Here is a 17,443-nt window from a genome sequence, read left to right on the forward strand (position 1 = left end):
AGGCTGCCTATTGCCCCTGCGCTTTGTCGTCCGCCATCTCTTCCAACCACAGCCGCACCGTTTTCCCCTTCACAAAATCGGCATTGCCTTCAAACGCGCGGCGCTCGCAGACTACGCGGTAGTCTCGCTCTTGGATGTCGCCGTTGTTTTGGTGGCGGGTGGGCAGAGCTTGGCACCTGCCTGCGTCGGCAAATTTGGCGTGCAGGTCTTTCAGACGGCCTTTGGGTACGGCGGGATGCGGTTTGTTTTGTTTGATGAGCAGCAGGACGCGCTCGAAGTTGCGGGTGAGGGCGGGGTGTTGGTCGGGGATGGGGACGTGGGTTTTTTGGTAGCGCGGGTTGGTACGCGCGGCGATGCCTTCAATGATGGCTTCAGTATCTACGCCTGCCAAATTGGTTAACACGACAATATCGGTGCCGTCGCCTTCGTAGCGGCGCAGTTCGGTGCTGAAGCCCTGCCATGCGCCGGGGTGGCCGCTCATGGGGCTGCCGTCGGGAGCGGGGACGAGCGACCAGCCGAAGCCGTAGGGGTAGCTGTCGCCGTTGTTGAGGCGGGCGGGGGTGAAGATTTCGCGCCAGGATTCGGGCTTGAGGATTTGGCGTGCTTCTACGGCGGCGAGCCAGCGGCGGTAGTCGTGTAGCGTGAGATAGAGCGAGCCGTCGGCGGTTTGGTTGTGGTAGGGGGCGACCCATTCTTGGTTTTTCAGGCTGCCGTCGGCGTCGTCAAGCTCATAACCTGCGGCGCGGTGGGGGACGATGTCGCGCTCGCTGATCACGCGGGCGGAAGTCATGCCCAGCGGGGCGAACACGCGCTCTTGCAGGATTTCGCCGTAGTGTTTGCCGGAGACGCGGGTGATGACGGCGCCGAGGACGGCGTAGCCGTTGTTGCTGTATGCCCAGCGGCTGCCTAGTTTGAATTGCAGCGGGGCGGTGTAGATGCGGCGCAGCATTTGTTTTTCGCTGCTGTTTTGCTGCCAGTCGGTTTCAGTGTTGCCGATGCCGCCAGTGTGGTTGAGCAGGTGGCGGATGGTGATGGGCTGCCAGCTTTTGGGCGCTTCGGGCAGGTAGGCACGCACGGATTGGTCGAGGTGGATTTTACCGTCTTCCACCAACAGCATCACGACGGCAGCGGCGAACATTTTGCCGATGGAGGCCGTCTGAAACACGGTGTCGGCAGAGACGGGGATTTGGTGTTCTACGTTTGCCAGCCCGTAGCCTTGTTGTTTGACGATGTTACCGTTGCGGTAGATGCCGACGGCAAGGCCGGGGATTTTTTGCCGCTCAAGCTCGGCTTGGGCGAAGTCGTCGATGGGGTCGGCGAGGGCGGGGAGGGATAGGGCGAGTAGGAGAGGGAGGATGAGGTTTTTTTTCATGGGATTGCCTTTTGGGTTGGGACAGGGTGGGGTTTCAGGCTGCCTATTTTGCCTGCGCTTCTTGGGCGCGTTTTTGCCAGTATTCGGCTTTGGCTTTGCGCTCGTTTTCGGGTGGGTCGGGTAAGCCGTAGGCGGCAAATTGGTAATATTCGGCAAGGCGCGCGGCGGCTTTGCGGCTGCCTTGTTCGGCTTGTGTGGTTACGGCGGCAAGGTCTTGCGGCAAAATGTCAAAATACTGCGGCGTGGCGGGAGGCGTCGGGTTAGTAGTTTTTTGCCAGCTCGGCCAGATGCGGCGACAGGGTTTCGCCCGCCTGCGCGGCTTGGTAGGCAAGATAAGCGGCTTGGTATTTGTAGTAACCGTCGTATTGCTGTTGAGCTTGTCGCAGCAGGGTTTTGCCGTTGGGCTGTTCGGTTTGGTCGGGGGCTTGGCTGGGGCTGGCGGTCATGGCGGGCGGCTCGTGGATGTTTGGATTGGAATCGGTGCAGGCGGCGAGCAGGATAAGGGCTGTGATTAGGGGTCGCATGGGGTTTTCTTTCGGGCGGGGCTGCTTTGATGCTGGCGGATTCGCATTTGAAGTGCAACTTTCCATAACAGAAAAAGGTGAACTGGCCCCCAAATCTTGGACGCTCATAAAAGCCTATTCAGGCGCTCTGTGTAAGCTGGGTTCTGTATGCGACAGGACTCAGCTTTTTCAATTTCAAACTGCAACGCTCGCGGTTGTAGTAATCCATATAGTCATCTATCTGTTTCATCAATTCATCCACCGTTAATTCCCCTGCACGATAGAAACACTCCGTCTTCAGCACCGCAAAGAAGCTTTCCATCGGTGCATTGTCCCAACAATTCGCCTTTCGCGACATGCTTTGAACCATGGAATGCTCCGCAAGCAATTCCCTATACCCCGCCGTACGGTACAGCACACCTTGGTCGGAATGAAGCATTGTTCCTTTATCAGTCAGACGGGGTGCGGCTTTTTCGAGCATTTCCTTCACCATGTCGCTGTTAGCATTGCGGCTCATGGCATAGGCGACGATCTCGCGGTTGAATAGATCCAAGATTGGCGAGAGGTACAGTTTGCCGTCGCTCCCTTTGAGTTCGGTCACATCGGTCAGCCATTTTTCGTTGGGCTTTTTGGCTGTGAACCGACGTTTGAGGAGGTGTTCCGATATTTCGCCCATGGCGGGATGGCGGTAGGCTTTTTTCGCCCGTATAAGGGCTTTCAGTTCCATCTGCTTCATCAGCCGCGCCACTTTTTTGCGGTTCCAATCCAATGCTGCGGCAATGCGCCTTTGCCCGTAGCGTCCTTTATGCCGTTCGTAGATTTCGGCGATAAGGGCTTTGTCGGCTGCGTCGGGGTCGGGGCGGTCTTGGTGATGGTAGTAAAAGCTGCTTTGGGGCAGGTTTGCGATGTGCAGCAGGTATTTGAGCGGGTGTTGCGCCCTCAGTGTTTGGACGGTTTGGCTTTGTCCTTTGCGGTCCGCTTTTGGCTGAGGGCTTTTAACTCCTTTAGATAGGCAACCTTTGCGCGCATATAGCACAGTTCTTCAATAAGTTCTGCCTGTGTTTTTTCTTGGTCGGGTTTATCTGCGATGAAGGGGTTTTTGCGGTGTTGGGGCATGGTTTTGGATTGTGGATGTTCGAGTGCGCCGATGCCGCCTTCTTGATAGGCGCGTATCCATCGTCTCAGGTGGGTTCGGGAAATGCCGTAGTGGTCTGCGGTACGCTGTTGGCTGCGTATGTGCAGGTAGTGGAGTACGGCTTGGTATTTGAAGTGTAATGTATATTTGCTCATAAAAAAACTGCACCTTGTGAGTTGGAGGGGATGTCCAACTTTTGGGGTGCAGTTCAAACTGGAAACAGGGTTTCAGACGACCTTTTGTAATCCGGCTGTATCTATTGGGAAAAATGATGAACGAACAAGATCAAGTAGAAATTTTTGAATCACTGTTGCAACAAACTGTTGACCGTTTGTTCGATAAATACGATGGAAATTTCGACCGTTTGGATAAACAAGAGCAAGAATTGGTTTACATTTGGCGCGCGGAAGCCGATATTTACAACGGCGGCATGCTCCAGTTTTTATGTAATTGGGGCTTTTCTGCCGCCGAAACGACCTGCGATATTTTAGAAAAAATGAAGGCCAATCGTAGTGCAGCCTTGATACGCCAGGCACTCGAGACAGTTACGTCTGAGGTGCAGAGAGTGCAAAAAGAAGGAAAAGTTTTAAAGGAAACATGGGATATTCCGAAATATCTCAGTTTGGAAAGTGAAAATCTCCTTGAGGACTTAGACGAGCAATATTGGGAAGACCCTGATAATTTATGTCAAAAAGGCTGGCAACATTATTTGAGCTGATTTTCAGACGACCTCATACTTTTCCTCTAAATCCAACCATCACACCGACAATTGTTCCAACAAAGCCTGTTTCAACGACGACTGCGTTTTCGGGTTTTTCAAATCGGGGCTGAAGACGATGAAGTTGTCTTCGACGCGTTCGTCCAGCGTGGAAATTTTGGCGTAGCGCAGGCTGACGTTGTGGGCGAAGAAGACTTCCGCCATGTCGGCGAGCAGGAAAGGGCGGTTGACGGCGGTGATTTCGACGGAGTACCAGTCGGGGTAGTCTTCTTCGGGGGTGATGGTAATGCTTGGCGCAATCGGCATGTAGCGGCTGCGGCGGCTGATGCGGCGGCTGCGGCTTTGGGTTTCGGCAACAGTGTGTCCGTGGATAAAGCTGTTAAGTTCTGCTTCGAGCGCGCTTTGGATGTCGGGGTAGTCTTCGGGGGCGTGCTGCGAGGGGATTTGCACGATGAAGGTGTCGAGGATGTAGTCGTGTTCGGTGATGAAGGCGCGGGCGGCGAGGATGTCGAAGCCGTGGCGGCTGAAGATGCGGCAGAGGCGGGCAAACAGGCGCGGACCGTTAGGCATGAAGACCATGACTTGGAAGCTGTCGCTTTTGGGCAGGATGCGGCTGCGGACGATGGGGGTTTCAAAGTCGTGTACGAGATTGGCAGCGTGCCACAGGATTTCGCGGGACTGATGGCGGGCGAAGTAGGCGGAACCGAGCGCGTTCCATAGTTTTTTCTGCTGTTTTTCGGGGACGGCGGCGCGGGTAAGCAAATCGGCGGCTTCTTGTTGGCGGCGGCCGAAGAGGGCGTGCGGATTGCCGCCGTTGCCTGCGAGGTAGCGTCCGGCGGCGTGGAACAGGCTTTCCAGCAGGCTGGCGCGCCATGCGTTCCACAGTTTGGGATTGGTGCCGCGTATGTCGGAAATGGTCAGGAGGTAGAGTGCGCTGAGGCGTTCGTGGGTTTGTACGCGTTTGCAGAAGGCATCGAGTACGTCGGGGTCTTGGATGTCTTCTTTTTGGGCGACGGTGGACATGAGCAGGTGGTTTTCGACCAGCCAGGCGAGCAGGTTGCTTTCTTCTTCGGTCAGGAAGTGGTCGGCGGCAAATTGGCGCGCGTCTGCGATGCCTTGTATGGCATGGTCGCCGCCGCGTCCTTTGGCGATGTCGTGGAAGAAGGCGGCGAGATAGAGGATGTCTTGTTTTTCAAAGGACTGCATCAGTGCGGAGGCGTAGGGCAGCTCGTGGCTGTGCATGTCTAGGGCAAGGCGGCGGACGTTGCGGACGACGGCGAGGATGTGGTCGTCCACGGGATAGATGTGGAACAGGTCATGCTGGAGCAGGCCGACGATTTTTTCCCATGCAGGCAGGTAGCGGCCCAACACGCCGTAGAGGTTGAGAAAGCGCAGGGTTTGGGTCAGTCCGTTGCCGCGGCGGAAAAAGCCGGCGAAGCGGCGGCGGTTTTCGGGATTTTGGTAGAAGCTGCGGTTGATTTTGCGCGTCGCGCCCCACCAGGCGCGCAGGGTTTGCGGTTCGAGCGCGGTAATGTCGTTGCGCTGCTGCATGATTTCAACGATTTTGAAAATGTGTTCGGGTCGTCTGAAAAAAATATCGGTGTGCCGCGCGGCGATTTGGTTGTTCACTTGGATGTAGTCGTCGTCAATCCGCAGGGTAACGCGCATCGGCGTCGAGGAAACGCGGCTTTGCAGCATGGGTGTGAGGATGCCGCTCAGTTGTTTGACAGTTTTAATCGCGCGGTAAAACACGCGCATCAGTTCTTCGCTTTGGCGGCGGAGATTCACACCCTTATAGCCCATGCTTTCGGCGACTTGAGGCTGCAAATCGAACAGCAGGCGGTCTTCGGTGCGCTTTGCGTTTAAATGCAGATGGATGCGGATGTGGGCGAGGCGGCGATAGCCGTGTGAAAGCATGCCGGCTTCGGTGCGCGTTAGAATGCCTTGTTTGACCAGCGCAGGCAGGTTGGCCGCCAAGCCTTGCGCCTTCGCTATCCAAAGCAGGGTGTGGATGTCGCGCAGACCGCCGGGACAGCTTTTGATGTTCGGCTCCAATACCGCTCCCGAACCTTGCGATTTGGCATGGCGGTGTTCCATCTCCACCAGTTTTGCTTCGATAAACGCGGCTACATTGCGTTGCACGTTCATTTTTTCCGTCAATTCGTCCGCTGTCTGGCGGTTGCCGAACAAAAAACGAGCCTCTAAAAACGCCGTGTCCCCCGTAATATCATCGCGCACGCTTTCGCACAGTTCGTCAACGCTGCCGCTTTTGACCGACGGCGAAAGTTTCATATCCCACAAAGCCTGCACGAAAGCCGCAATTTTTTCCTGAAGGTCGTCTGAAACGGTTTCAGACGACACGACTGCCAAATCCAGATCAGAATAAGGATACAGCTCGCCGCGCCCGAAGCCGCCGGTCGCCATCAGGCATAACGCGCTGTTTTGAAAATGCTCTGCCCACAATGCCGCCAACAATGTTTCGACTGCCACCGTGTATTCCCTGAAAAATACCGACACGCGGTTGGCTTTCAAATAATGCGCTTCGGCGGCAGCGCGCTGCTGTTTGAAGGTTTCCAATGCTGAAGACAGGTTTGCAGACATTTTTTATTCTTTCGAGTTATGGGGAGAGGGGAGGTGGATGATTTGGCGGTCAAATATCGTTTTCAGACGACCTCTGTTGGGCATCAGAGGGATTGGTCATCAGGTTTAGCAGCTCCTGCGGCGGCAGCAGCAACTGATATGCCGCCACACCCAAAGCCGTCGCCATTTTTTCAATATTCGACAACGCAATGTTCCAGCGTTTGCGCTCCACAGCCGATACATAAGTCCTGTCCAAACCGCATTGCCGCGCCAGCTCTTCCTGAGACCAGCCTTTATTCACGCGGAAAAGCCGCATGTTGTACGCCAAGACTGCCCGTAAATCCTGCTCGTCAGGCAGTTCGGCAGGCGGAGTCAATTTATTGCTCATGATTTTGTTTCCGGATAAATGGTTGAGATTAAGAATTTGCTGTTACGGATTTTACTTCACATAAAAGCCAAAAAAAAGGGGTGGCAACAGCCACACCCAAACACACACACATCAAGAGGAAAGAGATAGAGAGTATTAAATCAAAGCAGATGCGTCATCTACTGATCAGAAAATCTTGAGGACTTTGAGAAATTGTCGTCTCAGCTCCAATGTCGGCGATTATAAATGAAACTCAATTTGGAGCTTTGATTCAAATCAAGTCTGAGGATTATTTATAAAATAAATTTTAAAGATAGGTTATGTTAATTGAAAACAGGGGCAGATTGAAGGCAATTCATCTATTTTTATTTTAGATTGTGAACAAAATCCGTGCATCCTGCCGAAAATTCCTCTATAATAGCCACTCATTCGGAATGTAGCGCAGCCCGGTAGCGCACTTCGTTCGGGACGAAGGGGTCGGAGGTTCGAATCCTCTCATTCCGACCAAATATAAAAACCTGCTTTGATTGCATGATCAAAGCAGGTTTTTTCATATCGTGGTTTCAAGTCTGAATCCTGACATTTTAATAGGGTGGGAAATGACAATGGTTTCCTAGTGTATCCAGCTATATCCCCTGTTTTGTTTTAAGACGACCTTTGTCTTTATAGTTTTTCCCTGAAAAATGCAAAATTCCCAGATATTTTCACTATACTGCTTTTTGATATTCAGTTAAGAACCGTTAATCCGTTCGCGTATAATTTCAAGTTTTCCCAACAAGGCAGATGGTGTTTTATGTCTTCCAACCAACCCCGTCAAACTTGGTCCAACCGTTTGACTTATATCCTTACCGTTGCCGGCGCGACTGTCGGCTTCGGCGCGACGTGGCGTTTCCCGTATTTGGTCGGTGAAAACGGCGGCGGCGCGTATGTGTTTTTATTCTGTATCGCCATGTTTGTTATCGGTATTCCGATGATTTTGGTGGAAAACGTCATCGGACGGCGCAAAGGTGTGAACGCGCTGGACGCGTTCGGCGGCTCGTTGAACGGCAAACCCGTCGCCAAAATTTGGAAACTGGTCGGCTGGATGGGCTTGCTCGGATCGTTCGGCATTATGGCGTATTACATGGTGCTCGGCGGCTGGGTGATCAGCTATATCGTTAATATTATTAGCGGAAACCTGAATATTTCCAGCCCTGTCAGCGGCGAAATAACGAAAAGCTTCTTTACCGAACACATCGAAAACAGCCCTTGGGAAATTGCGTTCTACACTTTCTTGTTTGTCGTTGTGAACCAATGGATTTTGGTCAAAGGCGTCATCGGCGGCATTGAAAAAGCGGCGAAATACCTGATGCCGCTGCTATTTTTATTCCTGATTGCCATGGTCGTGCGCAACGTTACCCTGCCGGGCGCGATGGAAGGGATTACTTTCTATCTGAAGCCTGACTTCAGCAAGATTACCGCAGAACTTTTCGTCTTCGTTTTGGGGCAAGTATTTTTCGCCTTAAGCTTGGGTTTCGGCGTGATGATTACCTTGTCCAGCTATCTGGATAAAAACGAAAATCTGGTTCAAACCGCAGTCATTACGGCAATTACCAATACCATCATCGCCGTACTTGCGGGCTTTATGATTTTCCCGTCGCTCTTCAGCTTCGGCGTCGCCCCCAATTCCGGTCCGACTTTGGTATTCCAAAGTTTGCCGATTGTGTTCTCGAATATGTGGGCTGGACCTGTGTTCGCCGTGATTTTCTTCTCGTTGCTCCTGATTGCCGCGCTGACAACTTCACTGACCATTTATGAAGTGTTGATTACGACCATTCAGGAAAAAACCAAAATCCGCCGTACCGCAGCGATTACGATTGTATTGGCTGCTATCTTCATCTTCGGCAACATTCCGTCCATTCTGAGCTATGGTCCGTGGAAAGACGTTTCCGTGTTCGGCAAAAATATTTTCGATGCTTTTGACTACATCAGCGGCAATATTTTGTTTATGCTGACCGCGCTCGGCTCCGCGCTGTTTGTCGGTTTTGTGATGAAGGACGAAGCGAAGGACGAATTGCTTTATAAAGGCAACCATACGACGGTCAATATTTGGTTTGCCTATGTGAAATACCTCGTGCCGTTGGTGATTTTGCTGATTTTCGTCAGCAATTTGTTGTAATGGTGCGTAAGGTTGTCTGAAAACTTTAAACTGCCTTATATTTCAGTATTGATAAAGCTTGTTCAGGCGGTTGATGTAAGCTGGGTTCTGTAAATGACAGGACTCAGCTTTTTTGATTTCGAGTCGAATTGTTGATGGCCATAGTCTGCTTATATTTGATTATGGTGGTTAAGCGCGAAGAGATAGTCGGGAACCTGTTCAAATTCAGGGTATAGGGTCGTCTGAAAAGGAGGAATATTACAATAGGTTTACGGTTGCTTAAATCTACAAAGTTGGCCGCTTGTGATAAAGTTACGTTTGATTATGGCCGTATGAATTCTGATGCGGCTTTTTTGTACACAAAGGATTGTTATGTTGCTGTCCCCAACCCGCGCCCGCACGATTGCCGCTGCGGTCATGATGTTGTTTGCGGTGCAAGTTTCCGCCGCCAGGCAGGATAATGCCGTCGAGGTGAAAACACCGAAAGACGTGAAACAGATTATTCAAAAGAGAAACCGCTTTACACCTGACGAATTCAAGGTCGAGCAGGCTCGCCGTGTGAATATACAAAACCGTGCAAATCAGATATTTACCTTGTTGAGCGGCGAAATACTGTTGCAGAAAGGTGATGCCGGTACGGCGTTGGCAACATACATGATGATGTTGAACAATACCAAATCGCCGGAGGTGGCGGAACGCGCTTTAGAAATGGCGGTTTCGCTCAATGCGTTCCAACAGGCGGAAATGATTTATCAAAAATGGCGTGAAATCGAACCTGTTCCGGGTAATGCGCAAAAACGTATGACTTGGCTACGCAATATCTTGCTGGGGCAGGGCGATAAGACCTTGAATGGTTTGGATGATATTTTGGCCAATGCCAGCGAAGAACAGAATCAGCGTATTTTCCTGCTGTTGGCTCAGGCGGCGATTCAGCAACCGGGGTTGGCAGAGAAAGCTTCGTCACAAGTCCATAAGGAAGCTTTGAAATATAAAGATTTGCCGGAAGCTGCGATTGCCGATGTGATTTTCAGTGCGCAAGGCGGTAAAAAGAAACATGCCATTGCGGCATTGCAACGTTTGGCAGGGCTGGATGCAGAGATGCTGCCGCCGACTTTACTGACTTTGCGGCTGATGGCGCAACGCAGTCCCGAGATATTAAACGGCTTCTTCGAGCAAACCGATACGCGCAATCTTTCGCCCGTATGGCAGGAGTTGGAAATCGTCAACCTGATTTCCAATAAACAAAACGACAAAGCCTATGCGCGCCTGCGTACGCTGTTGGAAAATAACCCGAATCCAGACCTGTATATTCAGGCAGCGTTGTTGGCAAGCAATCGTAAAGACGATATTTCGACGATTATCAATTATTTGGATAAAGCGTATAACATCGGAACAAGCGAACAACAAAGCCGTGCCGCCCTGATTGGTGCGATGGCTTATGCCGATGTTAAAGACTATCCCAAAGCCAAACAATGGCTTGCCAAAGTTGTTTCCCCCAGTTATGTTTTTGATAAAGCAGTTTTCGGTGCTTCATTAGAGGCCGAGCAAGGAAACGGTAAGGCAGCCTTGGCAGAAGCACGTCGGGCGCAAAGCCTGCCCGAGCAGGAAGGGCGTTATTTCGGCAGTAAGGAATTGCAACGGGTTACCCTGTTTGCTTTGTCCAAACACGATAATTTGCAAGAAGCATTGTCCGAGCTGAATAAAATGTTGCCCAAGATAAGCCGGCAGCCGGATGCCATGGAGCAGTTGCCTGATGTTTTGTACCAACGAGCCATGATTTATGACCGTATGGGCGATCAGGGCAAGGCAATTGCCGATTTGCGCCGCGTAGTCGAATTGGCACCGGATAACGCCAACGGTTTGAATGCGTTGGGCTATATTTTGCTGTCCCCAACCAAGAAAAATTTAGACGAGGCCTTTAAACTGATTCAGGCTGCTTATCAAATCGAGCCGGAAAACCCTGCCATCAATGACAGTTTGGGTTGGGCGTATTTCCTGAAAGACGATGTGCAAACCGCATTGCCTTATTTGCAATATGCGTTTGAAAAATATCCCGATGCAGAAGTTGCCGCACATTTGGGCGAAGCATTGTGGGCATCCGGAGAGCAGGAAAAAGCCAAAAAAATATGGACGGACAGCCTGAAGGGCGAAGGCGATATGAAAATATTGCGGGAAACCATGAAACGTTTCGGCGTGGAGGCTGCTCCTAAACCAACGAAAAAAGCCCAATCGGGGCGTTCCGTAAAATCGAAATAATGAAAGAGGTCGTCTGAAAGCAAGGCCTTGGAAGAGGCCGGGATGATAGATCGTTTTCAGACGACCTTTTGGGAGTATTTATGAAATTACAAACCTTAGTATCTATTGCAACACTGACATTGCTTGCCGCTTGTGTGCATCCTAATTTGTCTCAGCAAAATGATTGGAAGCCGGCGGAGAATGTCAATGATTTCACTGCAGACGGAAGATTGGCAGTAAAAGTCGAAGAAAAAGGCTCTTACGCCAATTTTGACTGGTCCTATCAAAATCAAGTCCAAACCATTAGCGTCAATACGCCTTTGGGCAGTACGGTCGGACAGTTATGTAAAGACAATCAAGGTGTATTGGCAGTAGACAGTAAAGGTCGAGTCTATCAGGCAGAAACAGCAGAAGAGCTCAGCAACAAACTTTTGGGCTATGAATTGCCTGTTCAATATCTGCATATTTGGGCGGATGGCAAACGCGTTGCCAATGCGCCATATCGATTGTTGCCCGATGGCCGTTTGGAACAATTCAATTGGACTATTACACGCAGCACCAATAGCGAAGGCAAGCCGAAAATCCTTCAATTGGAAAATGCCAAATTAAATGTCCGTCTGGTATTTGACGAAGTCAACCACGAACCTGCTGCCAGCGATCAGACGCAATGTGCAGCCCGCCTTAAAAAATAAAAAAAGAGCTTGATATGGACATTCCTTCCGATGCTCAAGCCTTTCCCGCGCCTGCTAAGTTGAATCTCGATTTGCGTATTACGGGCAGAAGGGATGACGGATATCATAATTTAGAAAGTATTTTCTGCTTTGTCGGGCTGTATGATACCGTCTGCCTGAAGCCACGAGACGATAAAAAGATTATTCTGCATAATCCCACTGAAGGTATTCCTTACGAACAAGATTTGGCTTATCGTGCCGCGCTTTCTTTGCAGCAACATACCGGTTCCTGTCGTGGTGTGGAAATCTGGTTGGAGAAAAAGATTCCGACAGGGGGAGGATTGGGCGGAGGCAGCTCCGATGCGGCAACCGTGTTAACCGTGTTGAATCAATGGTGGCAATGTCGGCTGACAAGGCAACAGCTTATTGATTTGGCGGTCGGTTTGGGTGCGGATGTGCCGTTTTTCCTTTTTGGGCAAAGTGCTTTTGCACGAGGAATCGGTGAGCAATTAGTCAAAATAGAAATTCCTAAACAATGGTATGTGATAGTCAAACCGTCGGTACATGTTTCTACTGCTAAAATTTTCTCGCATGGGAACTTGACACGAAATTCCAAACCAAGCATAATGCCGACTTTCCAATCTTTGCAGCCGTTTAGAAATGATATGCAGGCTGTTGTTTTTCAGGAATATCCTGAGGTTTGGAAAGCTTATTGTGAATTATCCGAATATGGTTCTGCGCTAATGACAGGATCTGGAGCGTGTATATTTCTCTCTACGGATAGTTGGCAAGAAGCAAACAATATATACCAACAAGTTTCACAATCATATGAAGCATATTGTGTTGAAGGTTTAGACGTTCATCCTTTGTTTCAAATGATTTGATAAAGTTGGGGAGTCGTCAAGCGGTTAAGACACTGGATTTTGATTCCAGCATGCGAAGGTTCGAATCCTTCCTCCCCAGCCAAATCCCTTTGTTGGGGAGTCGTCAAGCGGTTAAGACACTGGATTTTGATTCCAGCATGCGAAGGTTCGAATCCTTCCTCCCCAGCCAGCACCCTTTATTGGGGAGTCGTCAAGCGGTTAAGACACTGGATTTTGATTCCAGCATGCGAAGGTTCGAATCCTTCCTCCCCAGCCAAATAAGAGCGTGTAAGTTCCCTTACACGCTCTTTTATGTTGAAAATCAATGACAACGCAGAAAAACTTTGTTTTATAGTGATAAATTTGGATTGTGATGAGGCGTAACCGCGATATAACGCTGCAAATTTAATTCACTATGCCGTTCATTGTGCGTATAATACCGCTCGTAATGTCTTGGACATAGGCAGAGGGAAGCATGACGTTTTCTGAGCGGAAGTTAAACATAAAATCAGGTGAAAATATGGCTGCATACGACAGTTTGATGGTATTTACCGGCAACGCAAATCCGGAGTTGGCGCAACGCGTTGTCAAACACTTGGATATTTCGTTAGGCGAAGCCTCCGTATCCAAATTCTCAGACGGCGAAATTGCCATCGAATTGATGGAAAACGTCCGTGGTCGTGATGTATTTATCCTGCAGCCTACCTGCGCCCCAACTAACGACAACCTGATGGAAATCCTGACGATGGCCGATGCGCTGAAACGCGCTTCCGCCGGTCGTATTACCGCAGCAATTCCTTATTTCGGCTATGCCCGCCAAGATCGCCGTCCGCGTTCTGTGCGCGTTCCGATTTCCGCCAAACTGGTGGCAAATATGTTGTATTCCGCAGGTATCGACCGTGTTTTGACTGTTGATTTGCATGCCGACCAGATTCAGGGGTTCTTTGATATCCCTGTTGACAACATCTACGCCACTCCTATTCTGTTGAATGACATCAAACAGCAGCGGATTGAAAACCTGACCGTAGTCAGCCCCGATATTGGCGGTGTAGTCCGCGCCCGTGCTGTTGCAAAATCATTAAATGCCGATTTGGCAATTATCGACAAACGCCGCCCGAAAGCCAATGTGGCGGAAGTCATGAATATTATTGGCGATATTCAAGGCCGTACCTGTCTGATTGTGGATGACATGATTGATACTGCGAATACGCTGTGTAAAGCTGCCGTCGCTTTGAAAGAGCGCGGAGCAGAACGTGTCTTGGCATATGCCAGCCACGCCGTATTCTCCGGAGAGGCAGTCAGCCGTATTGCCTCGTCCGAAATCGACCAAGTTGTCGTTACCGACACCATCCCTCTGTCTGAAGCGGCCAAACAATGCGACCGTATCCGTCAAGTGACGATTGCCGGCCTTTTGGCTGAAACGGTCCGCCGCATCAGCAATGAAGAATCCGTCTCATATCTTTTCAATGAAGAAGTGATGACAGGCAGCATGTTGCTGCCATAACCCCGAAGCCGTCTTAAGCTGGTCGCGGCCGATGACGGTAGTTTTATTTAATTTGGAGTATTTAACATGACTTATGAAATTCAAGCCTCTGTTCGTGAAGCACAAGGCACTGGTGCGAGCCGCCGCCTGCGTCGCGAAGGCCAAATCCCCGGTATTTTGTACGGTGAAGGTCAAGAGCCCGTTGCAATTGCTGTGGATCACAAAACTGTATTCTACGCATTGGAAAAAGAATCTTTCCACACTGCACTGATCAAACTGTCCCTGAACGGTGAAACCAAAGACGTTATCGTCCGTGATTTCCAAATGCACCCGTTCCGTCGCGAAGTTCAACATATCGACTTCCAGGCCGTTAAAGCCGACCAACCTGTACGCATTCGCGTTCCCCTGCACATTGTTAACGCTGAAAACTCTCAAGCCGTGAAACTGCAAGGCGGTCGCGTATCCCTGTTGAACACTACTGTTGAAGTGGTCGCTTTGCCTGCCAACATCCCTGCATACTTGGATTTGGACTGTACTAAAGTCGTTGCCGGCGACATCCTTCACCTGTCTGACATCCAACTGCCTGAAGGTGTAGAAAGCGTTTCTCTGAAACGTAACGAAAATCTGGCAGTTGCAACCGTTACCGGTAAAAAACGCTAATCATCGTTTCAAGGATGATTTGAAAAAACTGCACTAGTAATAGTGCAGTTTTTATTTTGCAGCCGTAAGCTAATTGCTTGATAGGACTTCAATAAAAAAGCATTGCAATGGAAATTTGCAATGCTTTTTTGTTATATAGTGGATTAAATTTAAATCAGGACAAGGCGACGAAGCCGTAGACAGTACAGATAGTACGGAACCGATTCACTTGGTGCTTCAGCACCTTAGAGAATCGTTCTCTTTGAGCTAAGGCGAGGCAACGCCGTACTGGTTTAAAGTTAATCCACTATACCTCGCACCAATCTGCCGATTCTTGCCTTTGCATCAGTGCGTTGGCTTGGCTTAAATTGGCGTCGGTCAGTACAGTATGGGTTGCGCCTGCGGCAACTTTTTCCCGTGCAATCAGAATGGTATGGGGAAAATAGGTTCGGACTTGTTCGTAATCATGCAAAACGGCAATGATGGCTTGGCCTTCTTCATGGCATTGTTTCAATACGTCTAGCAATGCGTAAGTTGTCCGAGCATCTACCGCGTTAAAAGGTTCGTCCAAAAGCAAGAAGTTGGCGTTTTGAGCCAGCATCCGCGCAAATAGGACACGTTGGAATTGCCCGTTGGAAAGGTGGGCGATTTGACGGTCGGCAAGATCCTGAACGCCGACGCGCTCCAATGCAGCCATCACCCGTTGGTGTTGTTGGGCGTTCACGCGGCCAAAAAAGCCTATTTCGTACCATAAACCCATCGCGGCAAGCTCAAAGACAGTCATGGGCTGGCTGCGGTCAATGTCCGACTGCTGGGGCAGATAGGCGATATCTTTACGTTGCAATCCTTCAAGGGACACTTTGCCCGTATCGATGTTTTGAAGTCCCATAATGGCTTTGAGCAGCGTGGATTTTCCCGCACCATTGGGGCCGAAAATTGCCCACATGCTGTGGTCTTCAAAAGTAATATCGATATGGTGGATGGCAGGGCGGCGTTGGTAGCTGACTGTCAGATTTTCTACCTTGATGCTCATGATGCGACTGCCCAAAAATATATTGCCCATAATGCTGCAATTGCAAGAAGGGCAATCAGCAGCCGTTGGAATAGGCCGGTTAAGAGAATGGAATTCATAAGTCGTAAAGCATTCAGACGACCTTAAGGTGATGAGCTGGCGCAAGCAGATAAGAACATCGGCGGCATATAACAAATTTTGATTTTGCTATGAAACTAAAGTAATGCGCTACCGAATTATTGGTTTGCTCTAAGAGAGGGATAGGTCGTCTGAAAGAAAGTAAATGAGTTTTGAGATGATACTGTATAACATTCTGACTGTAAATTTGTTTTTGACAATACAAGATTGAAAAGGAGGCGGCATGGTTTGTTTGACGCTTGGGGTCGTCTGAAAATGTTTTTCAGACGACCTTTTCGTTATTGGATGGAGTCACGCTATCTGTATTTGAACATAGCCACCCGTATCAGTTTGATTTTTATTTTTGCGCCTTCTGATTGGCTTTATTGTTGAGTGAACGTAACTGGTGTGCTACGAAATCCTTGGCAGCCTCCACTTGGGACGGAACAGTCGGGTTTTCCCCGAAATATGAGATTTTCGGCAGCGGGCTGAGGAAGCTGTCGATGTCTTGCGGGGTGAGGAAACGACCGTGTAGGTCGAAGCCGACGTTTAAGGCACGGCCGGGGATTTCTGCCAGACGGTCGTGTAAATGGCCGTATAAGTGATACCAGCCTTTGTGGCAGCCGTCCCATTCGTTAATCGGGTAGTGGAACAAAATCAGCGTATTGTCTATTTCGTCCAATTGCAGTTTCCGGTAGGTTCGGGCGGATGACAGTAACGGATGTCCGTCGTGTTTGACGGTTTCAAACAGGTATTTGTTGTGACGGCGGACGATGTCGTCGTGGTTGCCGTAAATCAAGTGGTGTTTGCCGTTGAGGCGCGATAGGACGGCTGCGATTTTTTTGATGTCGTGGGCGAAAGACAAATCGCCCAAGTTGTATACGTCGTCGTCGGGGGAGACGGTGTTGTTCCATGTTTCGATCAGGTATTCGTCCATGTCGGCGATGTTGTCGAAAGGGCGGAACTGCGGACAGAATTTGGCAATGTTTTTGTGTGAAAAATGTAGGTCGGATGTGAAAAAGATTTTGCTCATGTTGCGTTTCCTGTGATTTTTCGATGCGGTTTATGGTGCGGTAGTGCGGCTATCGGCTTGAACCGTCTTGCAAGCGGGCGTATGCTGGTTATGTTTATTATGTGGTTAAGGAGTATGTATGCGTTTGGTTATTGCCGCGCCTGCCAACGGCGCACTATTGAAAGACGCGCTTAAAGCGCATTTACAAAACGATCCGCGTGTCGGCAGTCTGGTTGATTTGTCGTCATCGGACGGAACGTATCCGCAGCTTTCGTTTGCGGCGGCGCAGGAAGTGGCGGCGGGACGTGCCGACCGCGCGCTGTTGATTTGCGGTACGGGCGTGGGTACGGCGATTGCCGCCAACAAGATACGCGGCATACGGGCGGCGACGGCGCACGATTTGCTTACCGTCCGCGGCTCGGTGGAAAACTACGACGCGCAGGTGTTGTGCATGGGGCAGAATGTGATTGCCGCGCCTGCCGCTTGGGCGCTGGTGGATATTTGGTTGGATTTGCGCCACGACACAAGCAGCAGTTATGCGCCTAAGGTTGGCGAAATCGAGGCATTCGAACGCGGGGCGTAAGCGCATTATTGTTTTG

The 17,443-nt window shown here is 50.2% G+C and carries 17 protein-coding genes and 4 tRNA genes; 12 read left to right on the forward strand and 9 right to left on the reverse strand.

Annotation, left to right across the window (positions count from 1 at the left end; genetic code table 11):
• Positions 1–7: 7 nt before the first annotated feature.
• From MON40_RS05715 to MON40_RS05735, 5 genes are all read right to left on the reverse strand, one after another.
• On the reverse strand, positions 8–1,372 hold the full coding sequence (locus MON40_RS05715) for a serine hydrolase domain-containing protein (protein WP_003778222.1): 1,365 nt from the start codon (positions 1,370–1,372) through the stop codon (positions 8–10).
• A 43-nt stretch (positions 1,373–1,415) separates the two neighbouring features.
• Complete coding sequence (locus MON40_RS05720; protein WP_147611969.1) at positions 1,416–1,703, reverse strand: hypothetical protein; 288 nt, start codon at positions 1,701–1,703, stop codon at positions 1,416–1,418.
• A complete protein-coding gene (locus MON40_RS05725; protein WP_003778226.1) occupies positions 1,633–1,896 on the reverse strand; it encodes a hypothetical protein in 264 nt (87 codons plus the stop codon). The genes MON40_RS05720 and MON40_RS05725 overlap by 71 nt, the downstream gene beginning before the upstream one ends.
• A 118-nt stretch (positions 1,897–2,014) precedes the next feature.
• A complete protein-coding gene (locus MON40_RS05730) occupies positions 2,015–2,911 on the reverse strand; it encodes an IS3 family transposase (protein ID WP_242926022.1) in 897 nt (298 codons plus the stop codon).
• A complete protein-coding gene (locus tag MON40_RS05735) occupies positions 2,815–3,165 on the reverse strand; it encodes a helix-turn-helix domain-containing protein (RefSeq protein ID WP_242925880.1) in 351 nt (116 codons plus the stop codon). The genes MON40_RS05730 and MON40_RS05735 overlap by 97 nt, the downstream gene beginning before the upstream one ends.
• 116 nt (positions 3,166–3,281) lie before the next feature.
• On the opposite strand from MON40_RS05735, the gene MON40_RS05740 reads away from it, so the two are divergent.
• Complete coding sequence (locus tag MON40_RS05740; protein WP_242926023.1) at positions 3,282–3,728, forward strand: DMP19 family protein; 447 nt, start codon at positions 3,282–3,284, stop codon at positions 3,726–3,728.
• A gap of 39 nt (positions 3,729–3,767) precedes the next feature.
• Here MON40_RS05740 and glnD read toward each other — a convergent pair whose 3' ends face one another.
• Both glnD and MON40_RS05750 read right to left on the reverse strand, forming a co-directional pair.
• A complete protein-coding gene (gene glnD, locus MON40_RS05745) occupies positions 3,768–6,329 on the reverse strand; it encodes a [protein-PII] uridylyltransferase (RefSeq protein WP_003778234.1) in 2,562 nt (853 codons plus the stop codon).
• A 49-nt stretch (positions 6,330–6,378) separates the two neighbouring features.
• Positions 6,379–6,696, reverse strand: coding sequence for a helix-turn-helix domain-containing protein (locus tag MON40_RS05750; RefSeq protein WP_003755250.1), 318 nt, complete (start codon positions 6,694–6,696; stop codon positions 6,379–6,381).
• Between the two features lie 409 nt (positions 6,697–7,105).
• Here MON40_RS05750 and MON40_RS05755 point away from each other — a divergent pair.
• The 10 genes from MON40_RS05755 (at position 7,106) to MON40_RS05800 (ending at position 14,724) form a co-directional block, all read left to right on the forward strand.
• A tRNA-Pro gene (locus MON40_RS05755) sits at positions 7,106–7,182 on the forward strand.
• A gap of 286 nt (positions 7,183–7,468) precedes the next feature.
• Positions 7,469–8,833, forward strand: coding sequence for a sodium-dependent transporter (locus tag MON40_RS05760; RefSeq protein WP_003778236.1), 1,365 nt, complete (start codon positions 7,469–7,471; stop codon positions 8,831–8,833).
• Between the two features lie 351 nt (positions 8,834–9,184).
• The gene (locus MON40_RS05765; protein ID WP_003778238.1) at positions 9,185–11,068 is read left to right on the forward strand and encodes a tetratricopeptide repeat protein; all 1,884 of its coding nucleotides are present in this window, start codon (positions 9,185–9,187) and stop codon (positions 11,066–11,068) included.
• 80 nt (positions 11,069–11,148) lie between these two features.
• Positions 11,149–11,739: a lipoprotein insertase outer membrane protein LolB gene (lolB, locus tag MON40_RS05770; protein WP_070871046.1), complete on the forward strand. Its 591-nt coding sequence runs from the start codon at positions 11,149–11,151 to the stop codon at positions 11,737–11,739.
• 14 nt (positions 11,740–11,753) lie between these two features.
• Positions 11,754–12,602, forward strand: coding sequence for a 4-(cytidine 5'-diphospho)-2-C-methyl-D-erythritol kinase (gene ispE, locus MON40_RS05775; protein WP_003778242.1), 849 nt, complete (start codon positions 11,754–11,756; stop codon positions 12,600–12,602).
• A 6-nt stretch (positions 12,603–12,608) separates the two neighbouring features.
• A tRNA-Gln gene (locus tag MON40_RS05780) sits at positions 12,609–12,684 on the forward strand.
• Between the two features lie 11 nt (positions 12,685–12,695).
• A tRNA-Gln gene (locus MON40_RS05785) sits at positions 12,696–12,771 on the forward strand.
• A gap of 11 nt (positions 12,772–12,782) precedes the next feature.
• A tRNA-Gln gene (locus tag MON40_RS05790) sits at positions 12,783–12,858 on the forward strand.
• A gap of 243 nt (positions 12,859–13,101) precedes the next feature.
• Positions 13,102–14,085 carry a ribose-phosphate pyrophosphokinase gene (locus MON40_RS05795; RefSeq protein ID WP_045072760.1) on the forward strand — a complete coding sequence of 328 codons (984 nt, stop codon included), beginning with the start codon at positions 13,102–13,104 and terminating at the stop codon, positions 14,083–14,085.
• Between the two features lie 66 nt (positions 14,086–14,151).
• The gene (locus tag MON40_RS05800; protein WP_003755233.1) at positions 14,152–14,724 is read left to right on the forward strand and encodes a 50S ribosomal protein L25/general stress protein Ctc; all 573 of its coding nucleotides are present in this window, start codon (positions 14,152–14,154) and stop codon (positions 14,722–14,724) included.
• A 286-nt stretch (positions 14,725–15,010) separates the two neighbouring features.
• On the opposite strand, the gene MON40_RS05805 is transcribed toward MON40_RS05800, so the two are convergent.
• Together MON40_RS05805 and MON40_RS05810 are read right to left on the reverse strand one after the other, a co-directional pair.
• Positions 15,011–15,736 carry a metal ABC transporter ATP-binding protein gene (locus tag MON40_RS05805; RefSeq protein WP_174263546.1) on the reverse strand — a complete coding sequence of 242 codons (726 nt, stop codon included), beginning with the start codon at positions 15,734–15,736 and terminating at the stop codon, positions 15,011–15,013.
• 454 nt (positions 15,737–16,190) lie between these two features.
• Positions 16,191–16,865 carry a hypothetical protein gene (locus MON40_RS05810; RefSeq protein WP_003778245.1) on the reverse strand — a complete coding sequence of 225 codons (675 nt, stop codon included), beginning with the start codon at positions 16,863–16,865 and terminating at the stop codon, positions 16,191–16,193.
• Between the two features lie 118 nt (positions 16,866–16,983).
• On the opposite strand from MON40_RS05810, the gene MON40_RS05815 reads away from it, so the two are divergent.
• Positions 16,984–17,427: an RpiB/LacA/LacB family sugar-phosphate isomerase gene (locus MON40_RS05815; protein ID WP_003760350.1), complete on the forward strand. Its 444-nt coding sequence runs from the start codon at positions 16,984–16,986 to the stop codon at positions 17,425–17,427.
• The last annotated feature ends 16 nt before the right edge of the window (positions 17,428–17,443 follow it).

Origin of the sequence: Neisseria macacae ATCC 33926, assembly GCF_022749495.1 — a bacterium.
Taxonomy (GTDB): domain Bacteria; phylum Pseudomonadota; class Gammaproteobacteria; order Burkholderiales; family Neisseriaceae; genus Neisseria; species Neisseria macacae.